This window comes from Patescibacteria group bacterium (genome assembly GCA_027858235.1).
Classification (GTDB): Bacteria; Patescibacteriota; Patescibacteriia; order Patescibacteriales; family BM507; genus BM507.
In genome coordinates this window covers 1-25,405 of the sequence record JAQIDC010000026.1, presented here as the reverse complement: position 1 = coordinate 25,405, position 25,405 = coordinate 1, and the positions used below count along the sequence as shown (strand labels likewise).

Genomic DNA, 25,405 nt, shown 5'->3' with positions numbered 1-25,405 from the left:
TACTTTTTTATTTTGTTTATGGAATGCGGTGAGAACTTTGCATTGATAATTAAAGCAATAAAGCAACAGGTCTCCATCTCTAAATATGCATAAAACAACAGAACTCTCGACTAAGCCATAATAGCTTCGAATCCTTATTCCCGAGAAAATTAAAACAATACTAATAAGTATTGTTTTTTTTGGTGTGCTAAAATAAATTCAATTCAATTCAATTCAATTAGTGTCATCTATGGAGGATACTATAGATGACACTAGTGTGATATAATATTATTATGAATAAAAAAATTATAAAACTATCAAAAAGAACAAGTTATAGTTATTCTGTTACAATTCCTAAAGAAATTATAGAGAAATATGGATGGAAAAGTAAACAAAAGCTAACTGTAGAAGATAAGGGAAGGGGATCTCTTGAAATAAAGGATTGGCGTAAGAAATAATTAAAGCTGGATTCCAGACCTGACCCCAATTAGTGTTATATTTAGCTACTGATTTCAGAGACTTGACTGGGTTTATTGCCGGTATTGTATACGGAATTATTATTGATTATGTAGCAGTAATTATGGATAAATAAAAGGAGGTAATCCGAGCTGGTAATTCCAGCGAAAAGGCTAGTGGTGATTTAATTTTATTTTAATGTATTAATAGTATAATTTTAATGTAATATTTATTATTAACTATAAAATTATGGAAACTTTTAACAATTGGACAGATGCATTTGTTTCTTCCTTTCAGAATCTTTGGTTTATGCTCATTAGCTTTATTCCGGAGATTATCGGGGCGCTTTTAGTTCTGATTATCGGATGGCTTATCGCTAAAACTTTAGGACGTTTAGCGACAAAATTTATAAAAGTATTTAAGCTCGATTATTTAATCGAAAAAGTTGGGTTAAAAAAAGAACTCGATGAAATGGGTTTAAAATTTAGTGTTGCCGAGCTCCTTGGCAGTATCGTAAAATGGTTTTTCATTATTGTTACGCTGATCGCGGTCGCCAATGTCTTAAGAATTCCTCAGGTGACATCCTTTCTTGAACGGATCGCCTTTTTTATCCCTGAAGTAATCGCCGCCATTTTCATCGTTGTACTGGGGATGCTCTTGGGTAGCTTTCTTAAGAACATATTGTCTAAATCCTTGGGTGCAAGTGGTGTATCGGAGAAAGTAGCTGTGCAACTCGGAAATTTAGCCAAATGGATAATCTTTGTATTCGCGTTTATGGCGGCTATCGTTCAGTTGGGCGTGGCAGTGGATTTCATGCATACTCTTTTTACTGGTTTTGTGGCTATGTTGACCTTGGCCGGAGGACTTGCTTTTGGTCTTGGTGGTCGCGATAAAGCGGCAAAATTTTTGGACACGCTCGATGAACGATGGAACCGTAAATAAAACCTAGGGATAAATATTTTTTCTAAGATTTTTACAAAGTATTGCGAATAATAAAAACAAGAGATTAGCCTTTATGCCAAAAAGCTCTTTAAGGCAAATGATTAGTTGGATTAGTTATTGAGGTGCACTATCGTTGCATATTGGTAAATCAAATAATGATTTTAATCCAGTGATTGAGTATAACAGGTTCTAACATCTTCCTCTCCAGAGGCGGGCAGACAGCTCCCGGAGCAAGAAAAAACGATGCTAATTTTTTAGCATCGTTTTAAGTTAAAAAAGTTCAAATTGCTTATTATTAATTTCAGATTTTTTCTTTCTTTTCACGGCCCTTTTTAGTGAAGTATCTAGAAAGGGTATTGGTTCTTTTTTGTTTTTTATTTTGTAAATAAGTTCATTTTGCTGCTCATTGAACTTGTCAATAGCAGCATGCATTCTTTTCAATTGAGATTGAATGGCTATGTATCTTTCTAAATCTATTGGATGGTTTAGAACAAGATAGAAAACATTTCCGCTTTTAACTCTGCCAGTTCTCCCATCTTTTTGAATCTTGGCTATTATGGACGACGGAAGGTCAAAATGGAAAACGGCATCAATTTCTGGAACGGAAACTCCCATTTGCAAGATAGTTGTACAAACAACAATATCAATTTCTCCTTTTGCAAGATTTGATAGTATTTCTTCCTCCTCGTGGGATTTTTTTGAGTCTTTTGAAGTAATAATTCCTACCCGGATTCCGTTATTTTCTAGTTCTTCGGACAAATATTTGGCTGTATTCCTTTGATACACAAATATCAATCCATTTTTCTTTTGTCCCACCCAGTCTACAATCAAGCCTGTTAAATTGCTTACCTTTGGGTGAGTGTAACAACAGTATTTGACAAAGTAAACGATTTTTTGGAACTCAGGCATTTTAACTATTTCTCGTGATGATGCTTTCCCTTCAGTTCGGAGTTTCTCGGCGTATTCTAAGAAGGTATCATAACCATCTATCACAACAGTCCTGTAGCAATGGATAAGTTTTCTATACATTCCGTAAAGTTTAAAGGCATGAAAGATTGACTTATCCTTTTTGTTGGTTTTCTCTTCTATAATCTCAACTAAAGAATCAAGTTTTTTGCTGGTCAATATCCCATCGGGCGGCTTCTCATTTAGTAGCTCAAACAACTGCATCTTTATGTCATCGAGAAGAAATCCGAAGTCGATGTCCACTTTTATAAATAAATCATCAACCGGAATATTGATTTTGTTTAGTTCTTTGTCAGCAGTTTTTATGAACAATCTTTTGAGAGTTGTTATGTGACAATTTGCGCACACTTCGGAAATTTTTTTGAAGTTACTCCCAGGTGAAGCCGTAAGACCAATGATACGAATACCTAGGTCGTTAGCGAGAGAGGCGAGGGGAACATAATCATATTCTCCAACAGCCATATGAAACTCATCAATTATCAGAATTTGAAAATCATTGAGATCTAGTAAGTTATTATTAATTTCTATTAATGCAGTTTGAGGAGTGGCAAAAACAAATTTCTCTTCTTTGTTGTCCCACACCCTGTCCTTTCTTTTTGTTTCACCAGTAATCACTCGACTTAGACATTTTCCACCAGCGATGCTAGACAATACTTTTTGGTGTTGAGTTGGTAGAATTACTCGAGGAGTTAGGAATAATACTCTAGCATTAGTAGCAAGAGTGACCAAAAAAGAAATTAGTGTTTTTCCTGAGGAAGTATCAGCGACAATTCCAACATTTTGAGTTTTTGCTAGTTCAATAACTTTTTTGGATCCTGATTTCCAAGCCCTTGCTTTCTCCTTGGATGCTTTCTCGGGATCAAAATTTAGCTGACTCCAGATTGGTTCATAGTCGTCTATCCAAATATTCATTGTATACTCCTATATAAGTTTTTAAAGTTCAATGATTAGTTTATCGGAACTCTATTATATATTGTGCATAAAGTCAATTGATTGCAATAAAATAAACAAGTTTATGAAAATTACATGTTTAAAAATTTATTTCAGAAAAATTGAAACATAATTACTTAGTATTTAGAATATTAGCAAAAATACCGCGAAGAAATTTTTTTAAAACCAAAAGGCTGACAAAACCAGTGTTAAGTGTTATTATTTTTAAGTATTTAACTATCGTACTTAAGATAAGTAATAGCCCTATATAACTGGGCGCGGACTCGAACTTACACTGTCATTGGAAAAGCTATTTGTTTTAGTGACTATCTAAAGGAATCGGGTCACTAAAAATATGAATAATATAAAACAAAAAGAGGCTATAAGCTTCGATGGTCTTGGTATCGCACCAAAACTTTTAGAAATTCTAACGAGTCTAGGATATTTAACTCCAACTCCAATTCAATCGCAGGCAATTCCTGTAGCTCTGGAAAGAAAAGACATGGTAGGAATTGCTCAAACTGGCACAGGTAAAACTTTGGCCTTTGGTATTCCCATGCTTCAGCTTTTGGCTGCCCACAAAGGTATGGGCTTGGTTCTTTTACCGACTCGTGAATTAGCCACGCAAGTTGATGAAAGCCTGAAGGTTATTGGAAAAAAAATTGGTCTAAGAACAACAGTTTTAATTGGTGGCGATCCAATGGACAAGCAGTTGAAATCCTTGAAGCGCAAACCACACATAATCATTGCTACTCTGGGCAGGTTAACTGATCATGCTCAAAGAAAAACGGTTGATTTAAAGAAAGTACGAGTTTTGGTTCTTGACGAAGCTGACATGATGCTTGACATGGGCTTTTTGCCTCAGATAAAGACTATTCTTAGATTGGTATCAAAGCAAAGACAGACCATGCTTTTTTCAGCCACTATGCCTAGTCAGATTGTGAGGATTGCTTCAGAGTATATGAAAATGCCTACAAGAATTGAAGTGGCACCTTCTGGTACTTCGGCTGAAAACGTTGAACAAGAAATTATTGTAGTAGAAAAAGCTTATAAAATTGATTATTTGATAGATATATTAGGAAAAACCAGGGGAGCAGTTTTAATTTTTATGAGTACTAGACACGACGTAATATCCCTAACCAAAGAATTAAAGAGATATAAATTTTCTGCAGCCGAAATACATTCTGATCGCTCACTTGGTCAACGGAGTGAAGCGTTGGAAGGATTCAAACTTGGAAAATATAGAATATTAATTGCTACAGATATAGCAGCGAGAGGCATAGATGTAAAAGAGATTGAACTAGTTGTAAATTATGATTTGCCTGAAAAAACAGATGACTACGTTCATCGAATTGGACGAACTGCTCGAGCAGGAAAAAGTGGGAAAGCTATTTCCTTTGTTATGCCTAGCCAGATAAGGACTTTGAGGGCAATTGAAAGATTAATAAACAAGTCTATAAAAATAAATAAAACCGAAGAAGAACTTCGAGCAATAGTTCTAACGGTCCCTGATGAAAAGAAGGGGAAGAGTGCAGGGAGACGATCTGGTGGAAGAAGAAGGTAGAAATGGGGAATAATGCTAAGCTATTTAATATAAAATTATGAAAGAATTATATACACCAGAGATTATTGGTAATAATCATGAGCAGCACAAAGAAGATTTAGAAAAACAACTGGTTCAACTGCAGGTTTTATTTTACGATAAAATTTATCAAAAATACAAAGATGAATGCAGTAAAAATAATAAACCAATAAATAAAAATTTCTCAGATATTTTGGAAGAACAAGGAGTTTATTTTGTTGGAGATTTGCGTATGGTAGAAATTGTTAGTAGCGAGAAAGACTTAAGTGAAGAAGAGCTATATAACTTAGTTAAGGAAAAACATTACAAAATATTAGATTCACTATACAATGGTTTGCCAGAAGTAAATATTGATGACAACACAACAGAAGCATTTAAAAATAGATCTGATGAATTGAGTGTATTATTTGATTATCTTGATTATGAAAAGGAAAAGGCAAAAGATAGCTATCCTGAGAGGTGGCAAGAAATAACAGGACAAACCGAAGACGAAAGTGGCCAAGATGGGAATATGGCAGGATCTGTATTTTATGAATCCTTAAAGGAAAGCTACAACTTTGACGAAAGTCAAATTAAAAAATCCCTTGAAAAAGAAGGTTTTTCTGATTTTGATAATTTAATGCAAATTCATCTGCCAACTAAAATTGACTCTAAAGAAAAATTAAGTTCAAAGGCGATAAAAGAATCATTGATTAGCTTGTCAGAGATAATAACTGGAAAATACCCAGACACACGCGGAATAATAGCCGAATCTTGGTTACTTTCTCATCCAATTTTCCAAAGATTTATTAAGATGAAAATTATTGGTGAGAGTAATTATAATTGGCGTCAGTTAATTGGCGAGAATGGACAAATTGAACAATCAAGAATTAAAGAACTTTTTGAAACTAGCCAAATGCCATATAAAAATTTAATTGGCTATATTTCAGCAGAAGAATTTATTCAAAAATATCCACCTACTAAAAAAGTAGAGACTAATTAGCAAACAAGAGGTATTTGTAAAGTTTTAAAAGGTTCTAGCTGTGCCATGGTGGCATGAGAGACAGGATTTAGTCCTGTGTTTCTAGCAAAATATAGATAAATATCGAATAGAATTAAACTTGCAGCTAATTATAGTGCGAGTTTTTATTTTGAATATATTTTTCTCTTCGAGGAGAGATTTATGAGCCCAGATTGAGCTTTTTGATTATCTTCTTAAACTGAAGAATGAAATTATCTCTGTTTAGCATAAGGTATTTTGAGACAATTCATGTCTTACGAATCATTATAATAATATCAAATCCCGCGTGTTGTTTTTTCATTTAGAAAATAAAAAACATATCCGATTTTTAGTAAATTTGTTATAATATTCATAAGTTAAGTGTTTAAATTTGAATAAATACCAAATGAAAAAATATTTTTACATTATGTTAATTTCTTTAATTTTGATATTTTTTTATATATATTATTTTGTTTTTGATTCAGATAAATCTTTTGAGTTGGTTAGGGTTTGCCAAGATAGAAATGTCTCTGGATGCAGGATAGATAATCTTGTCTATACCGATTCTGCTCTTTTAATTGACGAGCGAGTTAAGGATCTTTTGGGAAGAATGACTATTCAGGAAAAAATTGGGCAGATGATGCTGATTGAACGAAACAGTTTAAAAAGCAATGATGATATTGCTTTATACGGGATGGGAGGACTACTTAGTGGAATGGGATCAAAACCAGAGACAAACACACCAGAGGGTTGGCTTAACATGGTTAATGATTATAGTCGTATAAGTAAAAATACTAGACTCGGAATACCTGTTATCTATGGAGCTGACGCAATTCATGGCCATACCAATATCGAGAAAGCAACTGTTTTCCCTCATTTTATTGGACTTGGTGCAACTGGTGACGAGGACATTGTAAGAAAAGTTGCCAAAGCTACAACAGAAGAATTAGCGGCGAGCGGTGTTTATTGGAATTTTTCTCCGAATCTTGATGTACTGGGGGATCCTAGGTGGGGAAGATTTTTTGAGTCGTTTGGGTCTAGCCCAGAATTGGTCTCAAGACTGGGGGGAGCTTATTTAGAAGGAATTGCAGAATACAATTCTAGTTCTTATAATCCCATTGGCACTGCCAAACATTTTATTGGTGCCGGAGCTATGACTTGGGGAAGTTCTTATAACAAAGATTTTGAAATTGACCAAGGAGAATCGGACATGTCCATAGATGAACTCCGTCAAAGACATTTGCCTTCTTTTAAGAAAGCAATAGATGAAGGAGTCTCAACGGTTATGGTGGGACTGAATAGTTGGGAAAATAAAAAACTCTCGGAAAATAAATATCTAATAACCGATGTTCTCAAAGGCGAGCTTGGCTTTGAGGGTTTTGTTGTTTCTGATTGGTATGCTGTATATGAAATAGATAAAAACAAATATAAATCAGCAGTGATAGCTATTAATTCAGGGATTGATATGGTTATGGTGCCTTTTGAGTATGAACTTTTTATGGGGGATATGTATGAGGCTGTTATGAGCGGTGATATTAGTCAGGAAAGAATAGATGATGCAGTCGAAAGAATATTAAAAGTAAAATTTGCTATCGGTTTATTTGATAATCCAGAACCTAATACAGATAATTTGAGTGATATAGGATCAGATGAGCATCGAGAAATAGCCAGGGAAGCAGTTAGTAAATCATTGGTTGTTTTGAAAAATGAAAAAAATATTTTACCACTATCTAGTGATATGAAAAAAATACATGTTGCTGGAAGCGCTGCTGATAATTTGGGTATGCAATTAGGTGGTTGGTCAGTTGAATGGCAGGGGATAGATGGAAATTGGACACCAGGTACAAATATTTTACAGGGCATAATAGAGGTATCACCAAAAGATGTTGAAATCACATACAACGAAGAAGGTATTTTTGAAAATAAAAAAGAGATAGCAGACGTAGGAATAGTCGTTGTGGGTGAAAAACCTTACGCTGAAGGCCGGGGAGATAAAAGTGATTTATCTTTGAGTAAAGAAGATTTAGTCGCTATAGAGAATATCCACCTTAATTCAAAAAAAATAGTTGTTATAATAATATCTGGTCGAATTCTCAATATTAAGAACCAAATAGACTCATGGGACGCTGCAATAGAAGCATGGTTGCCAGGGAGTGAAGGTGGTGGTGTAGCAGATACATTGTTTGGCATACGTCCCTTTGTTGGAAAGTTGCCAATTAACTAATATAGTACTCAAAATTTTTTAGTAAAATAAAATAAATTTATAGATCTCTTTCTTTAAACAATCAATTAATTTAGGGTACTCTATAGAGTACCCTATAGAGTACTCTAAATTATATTTAAAACTTACTAATACTACTTATGGAGCTTGTTGCTGGTGATTGCACTGTGCGATTGATTGTGAAGATATCTCCTTTGTTGGTGGTAATATGAGCGGTAAAATTATGTGTGCCAGGACTTAGAATTTTTCCATCATTGGCATAATGAAGACTGTCACTGGGGCTAGTGGTAAGAAGTTGCTTATCCATAAATATTTTTATGAGTGAAATTTTTTCTCCGAGTTGAGTAGTAAGGTGTAATTCCCAGTTTGGTTCTTGGATATTATCGGGAACGGAAAATGTAATAGGCAGAATTATATCTGTAATATTTATTTCGTTAACATTTGAAATATTTTCTAATGGTGAATATCCTCTGGATAGGGACCATTGTTTTACGGCTTGTTCCCAAAGTGGGTCATTGGGATTCTCAGAATGGAAATTTGTTACAACGGCGTCTATTCCCTCAATTTGTAATGGAACATGAATATCGTCTTTTTCGGAAGGGGAGTTAAAAGAAGCAAAAATTTCTTTTTTTGTGCTAAGAGAGTATTTACTTGGTAGTTTTCCAGAAACTTTATCGACAGTTAATTCTGTTATTTCTTCGGGTCTATTAAATTTTTCATCGGGCTTATCAGCCAAAGCATTTTCCATAAATTCTTTCCAAATCGGTGCGGCTACCGCTAAACCATTTGCGCCATCTTTCATTGGAGTGTTGTCGTTATTTCCAGACCAGACACCTACGGAGAGGCTCGGTGTATATCCTACAGTCCAAGCATCACGAAAGTCCTGAGTAGTTCCTGTTTTTGCTGCAACTTGATGACCAGAGATGTTTAGACTGCTATTTTTTCCAAAGATAAATTGTCTGGCAGTATTGTCTGAAAGAATGTCATTAATTAAATATGCTACTTGGGGATCAATCGCTTGGGTTCCATTACCTTCTGGACTTTGATAAATAATTTTTTTATTTTTTCCTAATATTTTTAAAATAGGATTAGTTTCTTTTTTTATTCCTTCATTCCCGAAGGCACCTAGCCCCGAAGTATGCTCTAAAAGTGTTACTTCTGCACCCCCTAAAACAATTGATGGACCGAAACGGCTTCTATCTTTTAGTGAACTAATACCAAATTTTTCAGCCGTTTCAATAGATTTTTCTAGACCGGTTAAAACCAATACTTTGACGGCTGGAATATTTAGTGAGCCGGCTAGCGCTTGTCTTACAGACACTGGACCATTGTATCGTCCGCTATAATTTCTAGGGATATAGGATACTCCGTTATTATTTGAAGCAAAGTCTGTCCGGATATCAAAAAGCATACTAGCAGGATTTAGACCATTTTCTAGACCAGCTGCATAGACATAAGGTTTAAATGAAGAACCTGGCTGACGAAGACTAGTTGTGACGTTTACTGTTCCGTCATTGGCGCTGAAATAATCACGACTACCAACCATAGATAATATTTCACCAGTTTGAGGATTAATAGCCACCAAGGCTGCATTTCCAGCATTGAATTTTTTTTCATTTGTATTCCCCCGGTTAGTTATTATTTCCTCTGCTTTATTTTGGAGATCTAAGTCTAGACTAGTATAAATTGTCAGGCCACCATTACGCAATTTTTCTTCGCCATAAATTTTAGAAATGTAATCAATAATGTAGAAAACAAAATGAGGCGCCCGTATGGGAGTTGGGATATACTTGAATTCAAGTTTGTCTTCATCTAATGTTAATTGAGCTTGCTCGTTTGTTAAATATTTTTCATTAAGCATGGTTTTGATAACTAAACGAGCTCTTGCGTGGAGTCTATCAACATCTGGTCCGAAGGGAGAGTAATCACTAGGAGCTTTTGGTAGGGCTGCTAAATAGGCTGATTCCATAAGGCTTAAATCTTGAACCTTTTTATTGAAATATATCTCACTAGCGGCAGCTACTCCGTAGGCATTCGAGCCATAGGGGATATTATTTAGGTACATTTCTAAAATTTCATCTTTAGTAAAAAGACTTTCAATTTTAATAGCGGAAATTATTTCTTTAATTTTTCGGGAATAAGTAACTTCATTATTCAATAGAACAGTACGCGCTAATTGTTGAGTGATAGTGCTGGCGCCCTGTCTTATCTCTCCATAACGAATATTAATAATTGTTGCCCGTATTATGGCCAGAGGTTCGAAACCGAAATGTTTATAGAAATTTTTATCTTCTACAGCGACTGTTGCGTCCTTTAAGTGTTGAGGGATTTGGTTTAAGGGGATATTTGTTCTTTTTATATCACCATGAACTTCATATAAGAAGTCACCGTTTCTATCTAGAATATATGAAGATTCTGGCGCAGAAAGCATTTTGCTAAAAGTGGGGGCGGGGATAGTGTTTAGGAGATAAATAAATATAGCCAGGGCTATTATCCCCAAAAAAGAAAAACTAATTATAATAAACTTAAAAAAGAAAAAAAATATTTTTTTTAGTTTAAGTATAAAATTATTCGAAAAAAATTTAAGGGATAAAAGAAGCATATGATTTAAAATAAAATAATATTAATTTTAATATTACATTAAAATTATAATACAATTAAATTAAATATATATTAATATTTTGACTACTGACCATTAAAATAATGCTAAATTTAGCCTCCTTAAATATTAAAAATGGGTTAAGAAAATATTGAAGATAGGATATATATTATTTATACGACAAGTCTAATTTCTTTAAGAATAAATAGGCTAAAATAAGATGTTATCATGTTTTTCCGAATTCGGAATATGGGTTTTAATATTCAGTGGCATTGTCGGAGGCGAGGAACTTATTATTGGGATAGTATTTCTTTCAATAGCAGGTTTATTTCCTTTGTGGTGTGTCCTTGTTTTGTCAAAGAAATACAATATCAATATTGAAGAAAAATTTATTGATAACATGAATAGGATTGAGAAACGCATAAAGAATGACATTTGACTCAACGATTTAATAAAAAGGTATCTAATATCTTTTCCTCCAGAAACGAGCAAACAGCCTTTGAAAGTAATAAAGTAATTTAAATAACCCTAACATCACAAAACTCACTTACCAAAATAAGTGAGTTTTATATTAATCCCTCGAATATAGAGGAAGATTTAAGTAGTTTTTTTGAAAACTATTTAGAGGTTTAAAGCTAAATTTAACAATTTAGCTCTCCCCACACCCTCTACTACCTAAATCTACCTTTAATATAACACAAAATAGTTAAAAAAATATTAATATACTATTTATTAGAGATTAGAATCTTTGGATTACTTTTGCTATACTGAGTAAGTAAGATTAAATAAATAAAATGAAAAGTAAAATATTAGGTGAGGAGAAAATTCCTAAATTATTATTTAAACAAGCGCTTCCGGCTATGGTTGGAATGTTTGTTATGTCGCTCTACAATGTAGTTGATACGATATACATAGGCAGGGGAGTAGGAACATTAGCCCTTGCAGGTGTGTCTGTTTCTCTTCCGATTATAATGTCCCTCCTTGCTGTTTCGATGGCAGTCGGGATTGGTTCGGCATCTGTTATATCAAGAAGTCTGGGTGCAGGAGAATACGAAAAAGTAAAAGAATCTTTTGGTAACTACATTCTTTTGCTTATAGTTTTTAGTGTTATTTTACTGTCAGTAGGCTATATTTTTTTAATTCCGGTAATTAGTTTCTTTGGAGCTACTCCTGATATTTTGAGTTACGCAACCGAATATACAAGTGTGTTGTTAATGGGGGCTATATTTTTCCTGTTTATGTCATCAGCTAATAATATTATCAGGGCTTCTGGCCATGCTGGCTTTGCCATGACAACCATGTTGGTTGGGGCTGTTATAAATCTTATTCTTGACCCTATTTTTATTTTCTATTTTAAGCTCGGAGTCAAGGGGGCTGCTTATGCAACTGTTATTTCTTGGATTGTTGGGTCATTGTATGTTTTGTATTATTATTTCAAAATCAACACTATAAAAATAAGTTTTCATCATTTGAAGTTTAAATTAAATATTGTAAAAGAAATTATTGCTGTTGGTATATCTTCTTTTGCAAGACAAATCGCAGTAAGCATAATGACAATCGTCGTGAACACTTCACTGGCCACTCTGGGTTCAAGCATGGCCCTAGCAGCTTTTGGAATAATATCGAGACTAAGCATGCTAGCCATGATGCCAATATTTGGAATAGTTCAGGGCATGCAACCAATTGTCGGATATAATTGGGGAGCAAAAAAATTTGAGAGGGTTAAAGAGTCTATATTTCTTTCATTGAAAGTTTCAACATATGTATCAGTATTTGCATTTATTGTTTTATTCTTTTTTACAAAACCAATCGTTTCTGTTTTTACAAGTGATACGTCCCTCATAGAGTTAACAAGCAGTGCTTTAAAAATTATTGTATTAATGTTTCCACTAATTGGATTGCAAGTTGTTGCAGGCGGACTTTATCAATCCCTCGGGAAAGCACGACCAGCATTTATATTATCCATATTGAGACAACTTATTTTATTGGTTCCTTTAGTTTTGATTTTGCCACATTACTATAATTTACATGGAGTGTGGTATTCATTCCCAATTTCAGATTTTATAGCCGCTGTGGTAACTTTAATATTTATTTATAGAGAAATAGTAATAATAAATAAATTAAAATCTGTTATTACCTAATATTAGGAGCTTTCTTTATTGCTCTGTTAAATAATAATATTTGTGCTATACTCTTTATGTAATTATCAAATAATAGATTTATATGGCAAAAAGAAGCACAGGAGTTGGTAAAGGTAAAAAACACAACTCACACAAAACAGCAAAAAGACTTGAAGTAAAAAGAGTAATGCTTGAGAAAAAGGCTGAAAAAAACAAGAAAAAATAAACATATATCAATTTTCGAACAAGCTACCTCAGGTGGCTTGTTTTTGTTTATTGCTAAATATCTCTCTTGATACCTTGACTAAAGCTAGATTTAGTAATAATATTTCAAGAATGCTAATGTTAGTGCATAGTTCGTTCAAAATACAATAACCCAAACAAGGAGGAAAAAACAATGAAAAAACGTGTATTGATTGCTGGCCTGTTGTTTGTCGTTCTATTTTTATTCACTGGGAATTTATTTGCTGAAGAACTGGTGAAAAAATCCTTCTTCATTGGAGAATTTATAACCGGTGAAGCAAATTGGAATTCCTCGTTGGAGTCCGATTTACTTGGGGGATTGAGTGATTCGCCGGAAATTATATCAGCTGTCGTTATCGGACGTACTGACCACCTCGGACCGGGGTGGATTAACATACCACTTGCGCAAAAAAGAGCGGATTTGGTATCTGGGAAAATGATAAAAATTAAACCAGGTGCTACAATTGAAAGTAGAGGAATCATTTACAGGCCTGAGGACGGTCAATATGTTAATTACAAGATGGTTGAGGTGATTATTACATACAAGAAGGAAGCACAACCCGATAATCTCAAACAACCCTTGGAGCAGATCTATTCTGTCTTGGATAAAATTAAAACGACTCAAGACAGCCTTAGGGATGAAGTTCAAAAGTTGGACACTAGCTTAGCTTTGGATAAGATTCAAGAAAATATATCCAAGCTTGATAATGGCTCAGTTTTGAAGGAGCTCAGGGCTGACGTATCTAGTCTTAGTCTGTGTGTAATTGAAGGAGCTAAAATTAGTCAGACTGCGTTGAAAACAAGGAATGAGGAAATTGATAAAGCGTTAGTCGCGATGTCGCAGTCGACAGGGGAGGTCAATAAACTCCTAAATAGTCTTTCCCAAAAGAATGCTTCAAAAGCGGAAGAAACTAAGAACCTTAATTTATTGGTTATTGCAAACAAAAATCTGAAGAAAGTGATTGACTCATCAACTATTTTGACGACACAGCTTAAAGAAACCATGGATAGCATTAGCGATTCAAATGAAAAAATTACAGAGAAAAAAGTTTTTGAGCCTATCATGAAAGTATGGCTATCGGCGGGGATTGTTGCTGAATTTTTGGTAATAATTATATTATTATATATTGTTTTAAGGAAAAAGAAAGACTAATAAACACGTATTATTGGCGGGGGGTGAACACCCCCGTCTTTTTTTAGCTAAACAATTCTTTGCAGGCTCTCGATTTTTTAATTTAAAATGCTATACTTAAATTATTGTTAAATATATATAAAAATATGATAGTCTTCGGTTATGGATCATTGATAAACATTGATTCACTTAAAAAAACAATTCCAGGTATTAAAAATATTAAAAAAGGTAAGTTGTTTGGATTTAGAAGAGTTTTTAATCTTCAAGCAAAAAGAAAGTTAGGGGAACAAGGACCCGTGGCTGTTCTTGATATTGAGGAGAATCCAAAGTCAGTCATAAACGGAGTATATTTTGAGGTAAATGATAAGGAATTAGACCTATTGAAAGAGAGAGAAATTATCTATAAATGTATGAAGGTTAATATTCAGACAGAGGATAATAATCAAGTAAGTGGCATAACTTTTCAGGCAAAAAGTCAGCCAAGAACAAATTTCAAGTTTGGGTGCGGGGTTCAGAAAAAATATTTAGACATCTGTTTGAGCGGAGCAAAAAATATTGGAGCAGAGTTTCTTGACGACTTTTTAGAAAGCACCTATATTGGCAATAAGCCACTTTCGCGAGTTTCAAAAAATAAATTATGAGCAATATATTGGAAGTAAAAAATTTGTCTATTAGTTTTGGCAAAGATAATATAGTTGAAGACAGGTCCTTTTCAATTAAAGAAGGGGAGTTTTTGACTGTTCTTGGTCCAAATGGCTCCGGTAAGACAGTTTTACTTAAAACACTACTCGGTTTAATCCCTGGCTACAGGGGTGAGATTAAATGGTCTCCGAAAGCAAAAATTGGTTATCTTCCTCAGGGCCTTACTCAGATGAAGGTTGCCGACTTACCATTGTCTGTTTTTGAATTTCTTTCCTTAAAGAAGAAAGATAAAAATGATATAATGGAATATTTAGAGTTGGTTGGAATAAAAGATGAGGGATTTTTGAAAAAAAGAATTGGGGATCTTTCCGGAGGGCAATTTCAAAGAATGCTTATGGTTTGGGCTCTCTTTGACGAACCAAATGTTTTACTTTTTGATGAGCCTACTACTGGGATAGATATTCATGGAGAAGAAACTGTTTATAATTTATTGCATCGTCTCCAAAAAGAAAAAGAATTAACTATTATACTTATTACTCATGATGTAAATGTTGTTTATAAATATTCAACAGATGTTTTATGTATGAGCAAGGATAATCTTTGCCATGCTAAGCCAGAAGAAATTCTAAATCCTGAAAAACTTGAAGAGATATATGGCATGCCAGTTAAATTTTATAAACATAACCATTAGAATATGACTAGCCAATTATTGTATAGTTTAATCGCAGGGATTTTTATTGGTGGGGTAGCTGGCTATCTTGGCTCTTTAATGCTTCAGAAAAGAATGGCCTTAGCTGCTGGTCCTCTGGGACACCTTGCTTTTCCGGGAGTTGCTCTTGCTTTGATTTATGGATTTGATATTTCCCTAGGAGCTTTTCCATTTATAATACTAGGTATAATATTCATTTGGATTTTAGAAAATAGAACAAAGATTCCTACAGATGCTCTAACGGCAGTAGTTTTTGCTTCTGGAATTGCTGTTTCATTTTTGTTTTTGCCCATTCAGGAGGCCGAAGAGGCTTTGGTTGGTAATATTTCATATATTGGCTTGCTTGAAGTAGTAATTACAATTTTATTGTCTCTTTTTGTATTTGCTATGGTTAAATTATCTATTAGGCAATTAACGATTATAAGTATTTCGGAGGACTTGGCTAAAGTTGAGGGTATAAATATAAAAAAGTATAATTTTATATTTCTTTTAAGCATTGCCATTATTGTTGCTCTTGGCGTTAAATTGGTCGGCGCTCTTTTAACTGCAGCCTTGGTCTCTATCCCGGCAGCAACAGCAAAAAATATTTCTTGGTCCATGAAATCCTATTCCTACCTTTCACTTTTGTTCGGGATTTTGGCAGCTATTTCTGGGATAATTCTTCATGAAATAACAAATCTGCCAGCCGGTATTTTGATTATTTTAACAAGTGCAGTTATTTTTATTATTTCAATATTTTTCTCGAAAAAATAAATTTATGATTGATAAAAATTTTACATATGCCATTGTCGGCGCATCTAATAATAAAGATAAATATGGATACAAAGTTTTGCATGATTTAATTGATGCCGGATATAATACAATTCCTATAAATCCGAAAGAAACCAAGATACTTAATTTAGAAACATATCCAAGCATCTCTGATTATGAAGGAGTAATTGATGTTGTAGTATTCGTCGTTCCCCCAGTAGTTACCGAAAAGGTCCTAGAAGAAGCCCTTCTTTTGGGAATATCAAAAGTATGGATGCAACCAGGAAGTGAAAGTGAAAAGGCAATTAATTTTTGTAATAAACATAAAATCAGCTACATTTATAACGCCTGTATTATGCTAAATAAAAAATAAAATAAGTATAGAATTAATTCTATACTTATTTAAGAATAATTTTTTGAGATAGAAATGGGATGTATTTAGCTAGCTCAGTCGTAAATAAAGAGCATAAACTAAGGCAAGGAAGGAAATGACAAAAATAAAAATGTAATTCCATTTTGCAAGACTTGTTTTAAGACCTCTTAGTATATAGACAAGAGCATCACGATCTTCGTCGGAAAGCTCTTTTTTGTTTTGTATTTTTGAGGCTAGTTTGAGATTTTCTACTAGTTTATCCCTTTTATTCTCGACTCTATAGCGATGAGCGAAATACCAAATGAAACCAATCGTTCCCACGTACCAAGCGATTTCAACCCAAACATCATTATAGTAATTTAGAATTACAATAATCCGATAGGCGATTGTAGCAATAAGACCGACAAGGAACATCCACACCCGATAAATTTTATTGTTTAATTTCAACATAACTAGAGTATAGCATGAAAAATTATCAAAGTCTTTTAAAGAAGATAAACGATCTCTTCTTGTCTTTCTCAGATAAGAACATGAATAGAACCATTGAGGATGTTTCTAGTCTTTTGATAGAATGGATTGAAGATCATTTGATGAGGATGGACAAAAAATATGTAGGCTATCTTCTGAGTAAAAAATAAATATATTTAAAAACATTCCAAGAGCTAGGTTAGGATAGTTTTTTTGTGCTTAAATTTCCAGTTATGTTATAATTAAAATAGCAATTTAAAATATATTACCTAAATTTTAAAATTTTTTACTTTATTTCAATTTAATCCAATGTATTCAAAAATTTCTTCAATTTACAACATATTTATGTGGCAAGAATTTTCTCAAGATCTATTTAGAAGACTTGAGTTTTTTCTTTATGAATGGAAAATAAATAGCCATTTTGATATTGCTTGTGGGACTGGAGATTTTGTTTATTTGATGAAAAAGATAGGAATTAACTCTTCTGGATCCGATATCTCGAAAAAAATGGTTCAAGGCGCTAGAAACAACTATCCTGGTATAAAATTTGGGATAGCAGACATGAGAAATTTTAAGTTGAAAGATAAAGTTGATTTAATAACTTGCAATTTTGATTCTATAAATCACCTTTTAAAATTTTCTGAATGGGAGGAAACATTTTTGCATGTTTTCAATAATTTAGATATTAATGGAAAATTTCTATTTGATTTCAATACTATACACCTTATTACTTCTCATAAAGAGAGAAGCGAGGTAGTGATAGATAATTCTAAAATGGATATAAATATATACCCAGAGAAGAAGAATATTTTAGTTTTTGATATAGTTTCTACTCAGACAAAGGGTTCTCAGAAAAAAATTATTTCCGAAAAGGTTAGAGAAACATCTTTTGAATATTCCGAAATTAAAAGGACTCTATTGGGTCTTGGTTTTAGTAAAGTTGATATTTTTAACAGCAAACTTGGATTTAGTAGTTCAAAAAAAAGAAAGTATATTTTAGCCACTAAATAATTCTTGTTCTAAATATGCTATAATATTATGGAAATACAATATATTATGAAAAAAATACTAAAAAAATATTTCGGGTATGATGAGTTTCGACCCCTTCAAGAAGATATAATCTCGCAAGTTATGAGTGGGGGAGACGCTCTTGTCCTCATGCCAACTGGTGGGGGTAAATCTTTGTGTTATCAGCTCCCGGCCATTAAAATGGATGGAGTCACCCTAGTTATCTCTCCCTTGATCGCTTTAATGAAGGACCAGGTTGATGGTTTAAAGGCCTGCGCAGTTAGAGCTGAGTTTATCAATTCTAGCCTATCTGATAAGGAGATTTTAGCAATAACAGAAAAAGTTGATAGTGGTGATGTTAAACTGCTTTATATTGCTCCAGAAAGATTTGCCTTGAAGGGCTTCCAAGATTTTTTGAAAAAAATAAAAGTAACTCTAATTGCTGTTGATGAGGCTCATTGTATTTCAGAATGGGGACATGACTTCCGACCTGACTATAGAAATTTGAGTAACTTAAAAAAAATATTTCCACAAGTTCCTCTAATAGCCTTGACAGCAACAGCTACTAAAAAAGTTAAAGAAGATATCTTGTCTCAGCTAAAAATAAAAAAAGCTAATGTTTTTGTATCTAGTTTTGATCGAGAAAATTTAAAAATATCTGTAGTTGATAAAAAACAATCATTCCCTAGATTATTGTCTATTCTTGATAATTATAAAAAAGAATCAGTTATTATTTATTGTTTTTCGAGAAATGAAACAGAGGAATTGGCGGACAACCTTAACTTGAATGGTTTTAACGCTCGTCCTTATCACGCTGGCTTGATGGCCGGAAAAAGAAAAGACATTCAAGAATTGTTTATAAGTGACAAAATTAATATTATTGTGGCAACAGTAGCCTTTGGAATGGGAATTGATAAACCAGATGTACGGCTTGTTGTTCATTATACTTTTCCCAAAACTCTCGAGAGCTATTATCAGGAAATAGGTAGAGCTGGTCGAGATGGTCTTCCTAGTGAATGTGTAATGTTCTATACATACGCCGACACTAGGCGTCACGAGTTCTTTATTAACAGGATAGTTGGGACTAGATTAAGGAATCAGGCGGAAGAAAAGTTAGCTGAGGTTTTAAATTTTGCTGATTTGATGACATGCCGAAAAAAATATTTATTGAATTATTTTGGAGAAAAAACTAAAAAAGATAATTGTAGTTCATGTGATATTTGTCTCACTGAAAAAGAGGAAATAGACGCTACTGTGATTGCAAAAAAGATCATATCTGCTGTTATAAGAACAGATAATCGTTATGGGAAAAACTATGTGATTGATGTTCTTTTGGGGAAGAAGAATCAAAAGATTTTAAGAAATAGGCATAATGAACTCTCTGTTTTTGGGATTGTGGATGATTTTTCAGAAAATTCCTTAGCTCAAATTACTAATCAATTAGTTGGTCTAAATTTTCTGATGAAAAATACCGGTACATACCCAACTTTAAGTATTACAAAGAAGGGCGCTGAATTTTTGCAATCAAAAAAACCCTTGTTGGTCCAGAAGCCAAAAATGGAAAATTTTGTTAAGAAAAAGACAAACAAGAAGGAACTAGATTATAATCAAAGTTTATTTGAAGAGTTAAGAGTCCTTAGGCGCGAGTTGGCAGAAAAGGCTAATGTGCCACCATTTGTGGTTTTCGGTGATAATTCTTTGCGAGAAATGTCTTACTATTTTCCAAGAACAAAAGATGATTTTTCTCAGATGTCAGGTGTGGGAGCAAAAAAGCTAGAGCAATATAGTACACTTTTTATTGATAAAATAAATATATTTACAACAAAAAACAAGATAAAATCAGTTCAGAAAAGTGGAGAGATTAAGAAAGAAAGAATTATTAAGACGACAGCTCCCAAGGCTAAATTTTATACAAAAACTAGGGAGTTATTAATAAAGAAAATTTCCCTGAAAAGGATTGCCAAAAGTCAGGATGTTAAAATTGATACTATTATAAATCATATTGAAAAAATGATTGACACTGGCGTTAGTCTTGACTTGGACTATTTAAAATTACCACAAGATAGATATAAGAATATTAAAAAAGCTTTTATGAAGTGTGGCGATGAGAAACTAAAGCCCGTTTATGAGTATTTAGGTGGCTCATACGATTATGACGACATTAAACTAGTTAGAGTTCTTATAAGAACTTAAACATAAATGAAATACGATGTAGTTGTTATTGGGGGAGGTCCAGCTGGCATGATGGCCGCTGGAAGAGCAGGCGAGTTGGGAGCTCGTGTACTTTTGCTTGAGAAAAATCGTCGTCTGGGAAATAAATTATTAGTGACTGGGAAAGGGCGTTGTAATATAACAAATAATTTACTTGACGTGAGGACGATGACAGATAAATTTGGGAAAAATGGTAAATTTTTATTTTCAGCTCTAAATTCATTTGGAGTTAGCGAAACAATCGATTTTTTTGAGAACAGAGGACTTGAAATAAAAATTGAAAGAGGAGAGAGGGTTTTTCCACTAAGTGATCAATCAAGTGATGTCCTAGATACCCTTATTACTTATCTCGATAAATCTTCGGTGGAGGTGAGAACAAATATTGAAGTGAAAAATTTTGTAAAAAAAGAAGAAATGATTGAAAAGATTATTTTACTGAATGGGGACGAAATTGAGGCTGAAAAATATGTTATAGCCACAGGAGGTCTTTCCTACCCAGGCACGGGTTCGACTGGAGATGCCTATATTTGGGCAGAAGAACTCGGACATCAAATAGTTAAGCCTATTCCTTCATTAACTCCTATAGTAATAAAAGAAAAATTTGTTAAAGAATTAGAAGGGCTTAGTTTAAAAAATGTTGAAATTTCTTTATACAAAAATAGTAAAAAAATTGATTCAAGATTTGGTGAAGCTATCTTTACTTCCAATGGAATGAGTGGACCGATTGTTTTGGATATAAGTAAAAAAGTAACTGAAATAGAAACTGATAATCCAAATTTACTAATTGATTTTAAGCCAGCGCTTGACTTTGTCGAACTTGATTTGAGGATTCAGAATGATTTTAGGGAAGCGAATAATAAAATATTTAGTAATAGTCTCGATCAACTTTTGCCACAAAAATTAATCCCAGTTATGATTAAACTAAGTGGAATTGACCCAGATAAGAAAGTAAATCTGGTCACCAAAGAGGAAAGAAAAAAAATATTGCATCTATTGAAAGAATTTAGTCTTGAGGTGGTTGGTGTAGTTGGTTTTTCCAAATCCATAGTTACATCTGGAGGTGTTGCCTTGAATGGAATTGACCCAAAAACCATGAAATCAAAAATAATTAATAATTTATATTTTGCAGGGGAGCTCTTGGATCTTGATGGTCCAACAGGTGGTTTTAATCTTCAAGTTTGTTGGAGTACGGGTTATTCTGCTGGCAACAATTTATTTAAAAAGTAAATATATGAAAAAAATAGTTTTTATTGTCCTATTATTATTAATAATACCCGTATGTATTAATGCCGCACAACCAAATGCAGGAGAAGCTAGAAGTAGAGGGTTTAGAGTGACTCCGCGGAATACAGAAGAATTAAACCAAGCAATTGAAATGAGAAAACAAAATTTTCAAAAAGAAAGAGCTGGGATGGAGGAAGAAAAGTCATTGATGTATGAAAATCAAAATAAAATAAGAAGTGGAGCACAAAATTTAATGATTATGGAAAACATGATTGGAAAAAATGGTCCCGAAACGAGTCGTGTAGCAGGAGACATCAATTTATCATCTGAAAAAACCTTAAAGCTAGAATCCGAATTTAAAAATAGAAGTAAAGTTAAGAAATTTTTCTTTGGTCATAAAAAAGATATAGTTGATACTTTTTCAGAAGAGATTAGTCAGAGAGATAAAAATATATCTAAATTAAGAGAACTATATGAAGATTTAGAGTCATCGGAAGAAGTGAAGGCCATCTTCCTGAAACAATTAGAAAATATTGAAGAAGAACAAGGGAGGATTGAAGAGTATTTTCAGAACGAAACAAAAAGAAAAGGAATTTTAACTTGGTTTGCAAATATTTTTAAATAGCAAATGAATATTAAAAAAATTCAAAATTATTATAGAGGATTACTTAAACATAAAAAACTTAGGAAGTATTTTAAATTTTCAAGTATATTATTTATAATATTTTTTATTTTAGGTTTTTTGTTTGCTTCAAAAAATAAAGAAGCATCTCAAGTTTTTTTTGAGGCTTTATCAGATAAATACTTGTTTGCAGTTGATTACAATTTTTTACAACTCTTTTTGTTTATATTTAAAAATAATTTACTTATCGCCTTTATAGCCTATAGTAGTGGCTTTATTTTTGGTTTACCAACGCTATTTATATTAGTTATAAATTCTTTTGTAATTGGCCTTGTAGTAAAAATAGCAACATATGATTTAGGTATTTTCTCAATTATTTTTTCTATGCTTCCCCATGGCATTTTTGAAATACCTGCTATTTTGCTAGCGCTCTCTCTTGGTTTTATTTTGGGAGATTCTTTGTTTGGTTTTTTATTCAAAAAAAAATCCTTTAAAAAAGAATTTATTTTTAGTTTAAAATTATTTTTTTACCTTGTTGTTCCATTATTGTTTATTGCAGCACTTGTTGAGTCTGGGCTCATAGTTTTATTCGCCTAAATTAAAAACCGGAGGAGTTCTCCGGTTTAAAATGAAATTAAGTTGGTTTTTTATCGGGAAGAGAAAAATTTTTTCGAATGCATTTCGCACATTGTTTATCAATATTATTATCCGGGTAAGGATCTTTCCATCTTAGGCATTTGTTTAAAAAATACATTCCATCTTCACGGATGTATCCAATATTACCAATTTTTTCCATAATATTCTCCCTGCTTGCAAAGAACGAAGTTTTAATTATTCCTTTTTTCCATTATAATACATGTATATGTGGTATGTCTATATCTTAAAATGCTCCGATAAAACCCTTTATGCTGGGGTGACCAATGACCTAAATAGGAGACTTAATGAACACAATAACTCAATACTGGGTTCAAAATACACAAGAGCACGAAGACCTGTTACTATAGTCTATCAAAAAAAATATAAGACTAGATCGCTTGCCCAAATTGAAGAATACAGGATTAAGCAATTGCCCAAGAAAGATAAAATCAAAATTATTAATAAATATTAACAAAATGCAGGGTATTAATATTTCAAAAGAAAAAAGATCACCCATGGAAACCATTGGTTTCTTTTTAGAAAGAATCGGTAGTGGATTCGAAGTTGTTTTTATATTGTTAATTTGGTTTTTTATTTTTTCAAATACTAAGGTCCTCGGAGATTTTGATGTTGAGGATATGGTTGCCTATCTTTTGATTGGAAATCTAATTGGGCTCTTTACTTCATATTTATTGCGGAAAACGGTAAGATTTAATATTGGTCAAGGTGATTTAAAAATGTTTTACTATAAACCTTTCGCCTATATAATCCGAGTATTTTCAAGAACCTTGAAAAAGATTATTTTACCCTTTTTTCTATCAATAAGTTTAAATTTATTGTTACTTTATTTTTTTGTAAACAGTCTCTATTTAAATAGCGAATTAAAATACCTAGTCTTGATTATCTTTATGATGATTCTGGCTTTTTTTACAGAGCTCCTTTTGGCATTCATCTTTGATATTTATGTTTTTTGGTCCATTGAGTCAAAAGGTGTTTCAAAAATGATTAGCAGATTAAAAAAAATACTCGCTGGGGCTTATTTCCCATTGAGTTTTTTGGGTACTAGTTTTTTGACAATAAGCCTTCTAATGCCTTTTGCTTATTCATTTTATGTTCCGACACAGCTATATTTAAAAAACATCTCCTTTGAACAAGGATTAATTGGGTTGTCTGTTCAGTTGCTTTGGATTGCCATTCTATATTTTGTAATAAAAATATCTTGGCAAAGAAAAGTGCAAAAGAGCAAGGATATGTTAAAAAGAAAGTCAATATTAGAGTAGTTTAATAATTTTGTTTGAAATATATTCAAAAAACTTATGTATTTTTGGTCTTTTTGACCATTCATTAAAATTGAAATTTTCAGCATAATAAATCGTATGATTAAAATGGTCTCTTAATTGATGAGCCATTTCCTTGTTTTTACCAGCTAAATTTATTTCAAATTGTAAAATTGAACTTCTAGGATCAATATTCGTAGAACCGAATAAGAACGATTCATCATCAACCAAAATAGCTTTCGAGTGAAGGACATTTGGCTTGTAGAGCTTTATATTAACTCCTATCTTATAAATGATCCCAAGATATTTTTTGCTAATGATATCAACTATTTTGACGTCCGATTTCTTTGGCACTAGCAGTGTTACGTTAACCCCTCTTTTTATCGCTTTTCGCAATTTCCTAATAAATAGAGGCTCCGGGATAAAATAGGGGGTTTCAATGATTAAACTTTTCCGGGCATTTTGTATTAATTCTATTTTTTTTCTCCTGAAATTTCTAATTCTAATTGATGGTACATCTCTGATTATTTCAATATCTTCAAACTTAATAATTTTAGTATGTATTTTTTTTCTAAAGATTAATTTATTATATATTTTGAAGTTAAGTAAAAATATTTTTTTAAACAATGGACTAATTCTCCCTTTCATTCTGATGTTTAACTCCCACCAATTTATTGTTCTATGGCTTATGTTTGAAGAACCTAAATATGATATTTTGTCATCAATGACCAATATCTTTCTGTGATTTCTATGGTTGTTTCTGTGTATAAAACGAAGTGAAAATTTTAGTTTTCTAAAAAATCTAACATCCGCGCCATTGTTTATTAAAGTTTTAAAATACTTTTTATTGAGAGCTGTCCCGTAATCGTCTAATAGAATTTTAATATCAAGACCTTCGAGGGCTTTTCTTTCAAGCTCTTCTCTGAACTTTTTACCAATTTTGTCGTCATCAAATATGTACGTTTCTAGATAAACATATTTGTGAGCCCCTCTGATATCATGAAGCATTTCCTTGTAGAGCTCTCGATTTTTGTAAATAAACTTAAAATTGTCCATATATTAAGTTATATTTGTGTTAATATGATATCATTATTCTTGATTTTATACTATTGACCAATTCGTCATTTTTGTATAAAATAATAAAAGATTCAGGCATCTTGCTTGAGTCATTTATTTTGATGAAGGAGTTTTTCCTAACAACACATGCTAACATAGCTTCCCGCCAGATGGGCGGGGCAGGCAGCTTTTCATCTTCGCCAACATAGCTCAGCTGGTAGAGCAATGGTTTTGTAAACCATGGGTCGTGGGTTCGAGTCCCTCTGTTGGCTCCAAAAAA

The 25,405-nt window shown here is 32.8% G+C and carries 24 protein-coding genes and 1 tRNA gene; 21 read left to right on the top strand and 4 right to left on the bottom strand.

Features of this window, described 5'->3' with window-relative positions; translation table 11 throughout:
* Positions 1-272: 272 nt before the first annotated feature.
* Together PF572_01605 and PF572_01600 are read left to right on the top strand one after the other, a co-directional pair.
* Positions 273-437, top strand: a complete 165-nt coding sequence (locus PF572_01605) for a hypothetical protein (protein MDA3839760.1) — start codon at positions 273-275, stop codon at positions 435-437.
* 247 nt (positions 438-684) lie between these two features.
* Complete coding sequence (locus tag PF572_01600) at positions 685-1,377, top strand: hypothetical protein (protein MDA3839759.1); 693 nt, start codon at positions 685-687, stop codon at positions 1,375-1,377.
* Positions 1,378-1,647: 270 nt separating this feature from the next.
* Here the strand turns inward: PF572_01600 and PF572_01595 are convergent, their stop codons facing one another.
* Positions 1,648-3,255, bottom strand: a complete 1,608-nt coding sequence (locus PF572_01595) for a helicase-related protein (protein MDA3839758.1) — start codon at positions 3,253-3,255, stop codon at positions 1,648-1,650.
* 373 nt (positions 3,256-3,628) lie between these two features.
* Here PF572_01595 and PF572_01590 point away from each other — a divergent pair, with 373 nt between their 5' ends.
* The 3 genes from PF572_01590 to PF572_01580 all read left to right on the top strand — a co-directional run bounded on the left by PF572_01590 (position 3,629) and on the right by PF572_01580 (position 8,058).
* Positions 3,629-4,837 (top strand): DEAD/DEAH box helicase, encoded by a 1,209-nt coding sequence (locus PF572_01590; GenBank protein MDA3839757.1) that lies wholly within the window; start codon positions 3,629-3,631, stop codon positions 4,835-4,837.
* A 37-nt stretch (positions 4,838-4,874) separates the two neighbouring features.
* Positions 4,875-5,837, top strand: coding sequence for a hypothetical protein (locus PF572_01585; protein MDA3839756.1), 963 nt, complete (start codon positions 4,875-4,877; stop codon positions 5,835-5,837).
* A gap of 424 nt (positions 5,838-6,261) precedes the next feature.
* Positions 6,262-8,058: a glycoside hydrolase family 3 protein gene (locus PF572_01580; protein ID MDA3839755.1), complete on the top strand. Its 1,797-nt coding sequence runs from the start codon at positions 6,262-6,264 to the stop codon at positions 8,056-8,058.
* 115 nt (positions 8,059-8,173) lie between these two features.
* Here the strand turns inward: PF572_01580 and PF572_01575 are convergent, their stop codons facing one another.
* Positions 8,174-10,486 carry a PBP1A family penicillin-binding protein gene (locus PF572_01575; GenBank protein MDA3839754.1) on the bottom strand — a complete coding sequence of 771 codons (2,313 nt, stop codon included), beginning with the start codon at positions 10,484-10,486 and terminating at the stop codon, positions 8,174-8,176.
* A 962-nt stretch (positions 10,487-11,448) separates the two neighbouring features.
* Between PF572_01575 and PF572_01570 the strand changes: the two genes are divergently transcribed.
* From PF572_01570 to PF572_01540, 7 genes are all read left to right on the top strand, one after another.
* On the top strand, positions 11,449-12,795 hold the full coding sequence (locus PF572_01570; protein ID MDA3839753.1) for an MATE family efflux transporter: 1,347 nt from the start codon (positions 11,449-11,451) through the stop codon (positions 12,793-12,795).
* 82 nt (positions 12,796-12,877) lie between these two features.
* Positions 12,878-13,000, top strand: a complete 123-nt coding sequence (locus tag PF572_01565; GenBank protein ID MDA3839752.1) for a hypothetical protein — start codon at positions 12,878-12,880, stop codon at positions 12,998-13,000.
* A gap of 171 nt (positions 13,001-13,171) precedes the next feature.
* Complete coding sequence (locus tag PF572_01560; protein ID MDA3839751.1) at positions 13,172-14,170, top strand: hypothetical protein; 999 nt, start codon at positions 13,172-13,174, stop codon at positions 14,168-14,170.
* Between the two features lie 125 nt (positions 14,171-14,295).
* A complete protein-coding gene (locus PF572_01555; GenBank protein ID MDA3839750.1) occupies positions 14,296-14,790 on the top strand; it encodes a gamma-glutamylcyclotransferase in 495 nt (164 codons plus the stop codon).
* Positions 14,787-15,482 (top strand): metal ABC transporter ATP-binding protein, encoded by a 696-nt coding sequence (locus tag PF572_01550; GenBank protein MDA3839749.1) that lies wholly within the window; start codon positions 14,787-14,789, stop codon positions 15,480-15,482. The genes PF572_01555 and PF572_01550 overlap by 4 nt, the downstream gene beginning before the upstream one ends.
* A 3-nt stretch (positions 15,483-15,485) precedes the next feature.
* Positions 15,486-16,253 carry a metal ABC transporter permease gene (locus tag PF572_01545; protein ID MDA3839748.1) on the top strand — a complete coding sequence of 256 codons (768 nt, stop codon included), beginning with the start codon at positions 15,486-15,488 and terminating at the stop codon, positions 16,251-16,253.
* Positions 16,254-16,257: 4 nt separating this feature from the next.
* Positions 16,258-16,623: a CoA-binding protein gene (locus PF572_01540; GenBank protein MDA3839747.1), complete on the top strand. Its 366-nt coding sequence runs from the start codon at positions 16,258-16,260 to the stop codon at positions 16,621-16,623.
* Positions 16,624-16,692: 69 nt separating this feature from the next.
* Here PF572_01540 and PF572_01535 read toward each other — a convergent pair whose 3' ends face one another.
* Positions 16,693-17,073, bottom strand: a complete 381-nt coding sequence (locus PF572_01535; protein MDA3839746.1) for a hypothetical protein — start codon at positions 17,071-17,073, stop codon at positions 16,693-16,695.
* Between the two features lie 14 nt (positions 17,074-17,087).
* Here PF572_01535 and PF572_01530 point away from each other — a divergent pair, with 14 nt between their 5' ends.
* From PF572_01530 to PF572_01495, 8 genes are all read left to right on the top strand, one after another.
* The gene (locus PF572_01530; protein ID MDA3839745.1) at positions 17,088-17,261 is read left to right on the top strand and encodes a hypothetical protein; all 174 of its coding nucleotides are present in this window, start codon (positions 17,088-17,090) and stop codon (positions 17,259-17,261) included.
* Positions 17,262-17,436: 175 nt separating this feature from the next.
* Complete coding sequence (locus PF572_01525; GenBank protein MDA3839744.1) at positions 17,437-18,102, top strand: class I SAM-dependent methyltransferase; 666 nt, start codon at positions 17,437-17,439, stop codon at positions 18,100-18,102.
* Positions 18,103-18,147: 45 nt separating this feature from the next.
* Positions 18,148-20,292, top strand: coding sequence for a DNA helicase RecQ (gene recQ / locus PF572_01520; GenBank protein MDA3839743.1), 2,145 nt, complete (start codon positions 18,148-18,150; stop codon positions 20,290-20,292).
* A 6-nt stretch (positions 20,293-20,298) separates the two neighbouring features.
* Positions 20,299-21,537 (top strand): NAD(P)/FAD-dependent oxidoreductase, encoded by a 1,239-nt coding sequence (locus PF572_01515; protein MDA3839742.1) that lies wholly within the window; start codon positions 20,299-20,301, stop codon positions 21,535-21,537.
* Between the two features lie 4 nt (positions 21,538-21,541).
* The gene (locus PF572_01510) at positions 21,542-22,159 is read left to right on the top strand and encodes a hypothetical protein (protein MDA3839741.1); all 618 of its coding nucleotides are present in this window, start codon (positions 21,542-21,544) and stop codon (positions 22,157-22,159) included.
* A 3-nt stretch (positions 22,160-22,162) separates the two neighbouring features.
* Positions 22,163-22,753 carry a stage II sporulation protein M gene (locus PF572_01505; protein ID MDA3839740.1) on the top strand — a complete coding sequence of 197 codons (591 nt, stop codon included), beginning with the start codon at positions 22,163-22,165 and terminating at the stop codon, positions 22,751-22,753.
* 265 nt (positions 22,754-23,018) lie between these two features.
* Positions 23,019-23,264: a GIY-YIG nuclease family protein gene (locus tag PF572_01500; protein MDA3839739.1), complete on the top strand. Its 246-nt coding sequence runs from the start codon at positions 23,019-23,021 to the stop codon at positions 23,262-23,264.
* A 4-nt stretch (positions 23,265-23,268) separates the two neighbouring features.
* On the top strand, positions 23,269-24,072 hold the full coding sequence (locus PF572_01495) for an ABC-2 family transporter protein (protein MDA3839738.1): 804 nt from the start codon (positions 23,269-23,271) through the stop codon (positions 24,070-24,072).
* Here PF572_01495 and PF572_01490 read toward each other — a convergent pair.
* Complete coding sequence (locus tag PF572_01490; protein MDA3839737.1) at positions 24,064-25,125, bottom strand: phosphatidylserine/phosphatidylglycerophosphate/cardiolipin synthase family protein; 1,062 nt, start codon at positions 25,123-25,125, stop codon at positions 24,064-24,066. The genes PF572_01495 and PF572_01490 overlap by 9 nt on opposite strands.
* Positions 25,126-25,324: 199 nt before the next feature.
* On the opposite strand from PF572_01490, the gene PF572_01485 reads away from it, so the two are divergent.
* Positions 25,325-25,400 (top strand) — tRNA-Thr (locus PF572_01485).
* Positions 25,401-25,405: the final 5 nt, after the last annotated feature.